This window comes from Chryseobacterium sp. VD8 (genome assembly GCF_037149975.1).
GTDB lineage: Bacteria > Bacteroidota > Bacteroidia > Flavobacteriales > Weeksellaceae > Chryseobacterium > Chryseobacterium indicum.
In genome coordinates this window covers 1-4,440 of sequence record NZ_JBBCQL010000303.1, presented here as the reverse complement: position 1 = coordinate 4,440, position 4,440 = coordinate 1, and the positions used below count along the sequence as shown (strand labels likewise).

The following is a 4,440-nucleotide window of genomic DNA, read 5'->3' as shown; positions in this document are numbered from 1 at the left end:
CTTAGTAGCGGGAACCGGACTCGAACCGATGACCTTCGGGTTATGAGCCCGACGAGCTACCTACTGCTCCATCCCGCGATATTGGACTGCAAATATACGAATTATTTTTAAAACTCCTAATTTTTCTTTTAAATAAAGGACTTTCATGAAAACTATTTTAATATTCGTATCTTTGAACTATGGCAAAAATATTGAAAATTTATCCGGATAACCCTCAGGAAAACCTTATTAATGAGGTTATTAAAACTTTAAACAATGGTGGATTAATTATTTATCCTTCCGATACGGTCTATGCGTTAGGCTGTAATATTTTCGATATAAAAGCCATGGAGAAGCTTGCCCAGATCAAAAAAATAAAGCTCGAAAAATCAAAATTCTCCATTATCTGTAATGATTTAAGCCATCTTTCAGATTTTACAAGACCGATAGATACGTCAACTTTCAGATTTCTGAAAAGCCATCTTCCGGGACCCTTTACCTTTATTCTTGAAGCCAATAAAAGTCTGCCGCTCGCTTACAAAGGACATAAAACCATCGGAATCCGTGTTCCCGATCATCCGATTCCGCAATTAATTGTTGAAAAACTGGGACATCCCATAGCTTCCACATCCATTAAAGATGACGATGAAATCATCGAATATTCTACCGATCCTGAACTGATCGCCGAAAAATACGATCATCTGGTTGATATCGTGATAGATTCCGGTTATGGAGATAATATGGCATCCACGATTGTAGATCTTACTTCGGGAGAACCTGAAATTATCCGTCAGGGAAAAGGAGATATTTAATTATAAAAAAGCTTTGTCTTTTTATTTAAAATGATGGTTGAAGGTTTTTAATATGAGTCTGAACGGAAAATATTCCTTAGGAATTCTTCTTACATTTGTTTTGCTCGCCGCAGTAATGCTGTATATTTTTCCTCTTATCTCAATGATAACAGGAGAAAAAGCCTTTACTGCGACTTCATTTTTGTATTCCAGAATGGTACTCTGGATGGTTTTGGCAATTACTTTTCTGTACAGTTTCCTGATCGAAAAACAACCTTTCCTGCTGTGGAAAGACAAAAACTATTCTTTCTCATTTTATGTTAAAAAAATACTCCGTCTTTATTTAATTTGTGCCGTTGGTGGCGCTTTTTTAAGCCTTTTAATTAAAATTTTAATAAACGAAAATTTCAGTGATAAGCTTGTACAGCTTTCTTTCATTTTCAAAAACAATTATTTATTAATTATTTTTACCTGCTTAACGGCGGGTGTTGTGGAAGAACTTCTGATGCGTGGTTATATGCAGTCCAGAATTGAAAAAATTTATCATAATCAATATATTGGAATTATCATTTCTGCCCTACTTTTCGGAATTCTACATAGCCCTTACGGAACGATAAATCAGATTTTAGGAACTTTCTTCATCGGTGTTGTTTTTGCCATGTTTTATAAAATATATTCTAATATTAAGATCCTGATTATCTGCCATTTTATGTATGATTTCATTTCTCTGATGATTATGAACTTAATTGATTTTAAACATTTATCCGTCTTTTAACATTATGAAAATAGTAACATCCCCTGCCAAATTAATGAATGTGGAAAATTCAACTGACCTGTTGAAAACCACTACGCCTAAATTCATTGAACAGTCAGAATTTATACACTCTTATTTAAAACAAAAATCTCCGAAATATCTTTCTGAGCTGATGGAAATTTCTGCCAAATTAGCAGACGAAAACTGGGAAAGAAACCAAAAATGGAAAGCAAAACCTTCTGCAAAAGAATCCGCTCCTGCTCTATTTGCCTTTACAGGAGAGGTTTACAGAGGTTTGGATGCCAAAACATTAGACAAAGATGCAGTAGATTATCTTCAAAAAAACCAGAGAATCCTTTCCGGACTATACGGATTGCTGAAACCTTCGGATAAAGTGATGCTTTATAGGCTGGAAATGGGAAGACCTTTTGAATTTGATGAATATAAAAATCTTTACAAATTCTGGAGAGAAAAGATAACGGAACAGTTGAATTCTGAAATGAAAAAGAATGAAATCCTCCTGAATCTTGCAAGCAATGAATATTTTAAAGCGGTTGACCGTAAAAAACTCAACCATCAAATTATCGATTTTGATTTTTACGAATTAAAAGAAGGAAAACTGAAAACCATTGTAGTTTACACGAAACATGCACGAGGTCTTGTTACAAGATTTTGCGCACAGACGAACGCACAGACTTTGGATGATGTAAAAGCATTCAATTATGAAGGCTACCTCATTAATGAAGAAAAATCGACTGAAAACAAACTGGTTTTTGTAAGATAAACACTGAAATGATGAAAAAAATTTTTCTCCTCTCATCGCTCTTTTTAACAATCATCTGTTGTTATTCTCAACAGGCAGAAGTTAATTCAATTCCTTTTTCTCTTGAAAAGCAGCTGCTTACATTTTCGGGAAAAGTGAATGGAAAAACAATAGAATTTGCGCTCGATACGGGAGCGGCTGTCTCCGTAACCAATTCTATCAATAATAAAACTGCCGGAGTAGAAATTCTGGATTCCAATAAAACCATCAACGATTCCAGCAACAAAAAGATAAAGATTAAAAGCACAAAAATAGAATCGCTTTCCATAGGAAATTTTGAAGTAAAAAACCTAAAAGGAGTTACGTTTGATATGCCTTTCTTGTACTGCACCAATCTGCTGCTTCTGGGACAGGACTTCATCAAAAAATTCAACTGGAAAATAGATTTTACAAAAAAGCTGATTTATATTTCAGAAAAACCATTTCCGACGGATCAGTCTTACCAAAAATGGACGGTTTACTATCACAGCAACAGACCTTTGATCGATTTTACCATCCAAGACAAAACCTTCAGGAACTGTCTTTTAGATACCGGATTTTCGGGTGTAATGGAAATTAATTCTAAAGATACAGACATCATGAATACTATTTTTGATGAAAAAAAGTCTAAAAATCAAGCCGATGAATTCATTTCTACAAATATGGGACTGAGCGGTCTGGGAAATCCCGAATCTTACAGCACTTTTTTTGTTGATGAAATAAAACTGGATCAGACTATAATCCGTCAATTGCCGGTTACCATTAATAAAGCAAAAGAATCCAAAATCGGAATTACCTTTTTCAGCCAGTATTCAGATGTTTTAATCATGAATTTTAACGAAAATGCTTTCTACTTAAAACAGTCCGGAAAACCATTGCTTCCTAAAAAACAAATGGATGCCAAAGCTTTTTTCATCGACGGTAAGCTCACTGTAATTTCAAAAAATATGAACGAAAATTCTACGGCAAAAAACGTACAGATCGGAGATCACATCAAATCGATCAATGGCAGAAATGCATCAGAATTTACGGAATGCGAGCTGTTGCAATGGGCATATTTCAGCAAAGAAGATTTTATTCTGGAAAAAGAAAACGGCGAAAAAATTGAGATTAAAAACAGCAGCCATTTAAAATAATTGTCTAAAAATGACCATTTCAGAACTAAAAAATTACTTCAAAACAGAACTCTCCGCTTTATATACAGACTCGGAATCTGCATTTCTGAGTTCAGTATTCATCGAAAAAATTGTTGGTTTTGATGCTTTTTATCAGCGAAGATCTGCGGATCAGGAATTATCAAAAGATGATGAAAAAAGGCTTCTTGAAGTTATTTCTGAGCTAAAAACTTCAAAACCTTATCAACATATTTTAGGCGAAACAGATTTCTACGGAATGACATTTTTCGTGAATGAAAACGTATTAATTCCCCGTCCTGAAACAGAGGAACTACTGGAATTGGCAATAAAAAAGATTAAAAGTTCAGCTTTTGATGCTCAAAATTTAAAAATTCTGGACATCGGAACGGGAAGCGGGATCATTCCGCTGGTTTTAAAAAAACATTTTCCGCAGGCGGAAGTTACTTCCATCGATTTTTCTGAAAAAGCACTGGAAGTTGCCAGAAAAAATGCAGCATTTCATCAGCTTGATGTCAGATTTATCCATGCGGACTATCTGAATTTCGATTTAAAAGAAAGCTTTGATGTTATCATTTCAAATCCGCCTTATATTGGAAAAGATGAAGAACTGGAAATAGAGCATTCCGTAAAAGGTTTTGAACCGACCATGGCACTCTTCTCTCCTACTTCCGATGCTTTGATCTTTTACAGAAAAATAGCCGAAGATGCTAAAAAATACCTGAATAAAAACGGACTGTTATTTTTGGAAATCAATCAGAAATTAGGCTCAGAAACACTGGATTTATATGTTGCTGATTTTGAAGAGACTTGTTTAATCAAAGATTTATCGGAAAATGACCGGTTTGTTTTTGGGAGGAAGTAACATTGATAGCTGGTGACTATTTAAAGAAAACTCTATGGAGTTTTATCTGTGTAGAGATCATATTCACAAGATATTTGGCGTTCCGTAGGAACGCTATCTTTAGAACATTTGCAGAT

5 protein-coding genes and 1 tRNA gene are annotated in these 4,440 nt (G+C 34.5%); 5 read left to right on the top strand and 1 reads right to left on the bottom strand.

Annotated features, from left to right (window positions below; translation table 11 throughout):
- Nucleotides 1-5 precede the first annotated feature (5 nt).
- A tRNA-Met gene (locus WFK35_RS20955) sits at nt 6-78 on the bottom strand.
- 101 nt (nt 79-179) lie between these two features.
- On the opposite strand from WFK35_RS20955, the gene WFK35_RS20950 reads away from it, so the two are divergent.
- Genes WFK35_RS20950 through prmC form a run of 5 tightly spaced genes read left to right on the top strand, consistent with a single transcriptional unit; the run spans nt 180 to nt 4,324 of the window.
- On the top strand, nt 180-791 hold the full coding sequence (locus tag WFK35_RS20950; RefSeq protein WP_214589979.1) for an L-threonylcarbamoyladenylate synthase: 612 nt from the start codon (nt 180-182) through the stop codon (nt 789-791).
- Between the two features lie 52 nt (nt 792-843).
- Nucleotides 844-1,545: a CPBP family intramembrane glutamic endopeptidase gene (locus WFK35_RS20945; protein WP_214589980.1), complete on the top strand. Its 702-nt coding sequence runs from the start codon at nt 844-846 to the stop codon at nt 1,543-1,545.
- Nucleotides 1,546-1,549: 4 nt separating this feature from the next.
- Nucleotides 1,550-2,308: a peroxide stress protein YaaA gene (gene yaaA, locus WFK35_RS20940; protein WP_336734447.1), complete on the top strand. Its 759-nt coding sequence runs from the start codon at nt 1,550-1,552 to the stop codon at nt 2,306-2,308.
- 8 nt (nt 2,309-2,316) lie between these two features.
- On the top strand, nt 2,317-3,462 hold the full coding sequence (locus WFK35_RS20935; protein ID WP_336734445.1) for a retropepsin-like aspartic protease: 1,146 nt from the start codon (nt 2,317-2,319) through the stop codon (nt 3,460-3,462).
- A 10-nt stretch (nt 3,463-3,472) separates the two neighbouring features.
- A complete protein-coding gene (gene prmC, locus WFK35_RS20930; RefSeq protein ID WP_336734443.1) occupies nt 3,473-4,324 on the top strand; it encodes a peptide chain release factor N(5)-glutamine methyltransferase in 852 nt (283 codons plus the stop codon).
- Nucleotides 4,325-4,440 lie beyond the last annotated feature (116 nt).

Excerpts from the sequence above, each read along its gene's own strand:
- WFK35_RS20950 (WP_214589979.1), top strand. The coding sequence starts at position 180 with ATGGCAAAAATATTGAAAATTTATCCGGATAACCCTCAGGAAAACCTT.
- WFK35_RS20945 (WP_214589980.1), top strand. The coding sequence starts at position 844 with ATGAGTCTGAACGGAAAATATTCCTTAGGAATTCTTCTTACATTTGTT.
- yaaA (WP_336734447.1), top strand. The coding sequence starts at position 1,550 with ATGAAAATAGTAACATCCCCTGCCAAATTAATGAATGTGGAAAATTCA.
- WFK35_RS20935 (WP_336734445.1), top strand. The coding sequence starts at position 2,317 with ATGATGAAAAAAATTTTTCTCCTCTCATCGCTCTTTTTAACAATCATC.
- prmC (WP_336734443.1), top strand. The coding sequence starts at position 3,473 with ATGACCATTTCAGAACTAAAAAATTACTTCAAAACAGAACTCTCCGCT.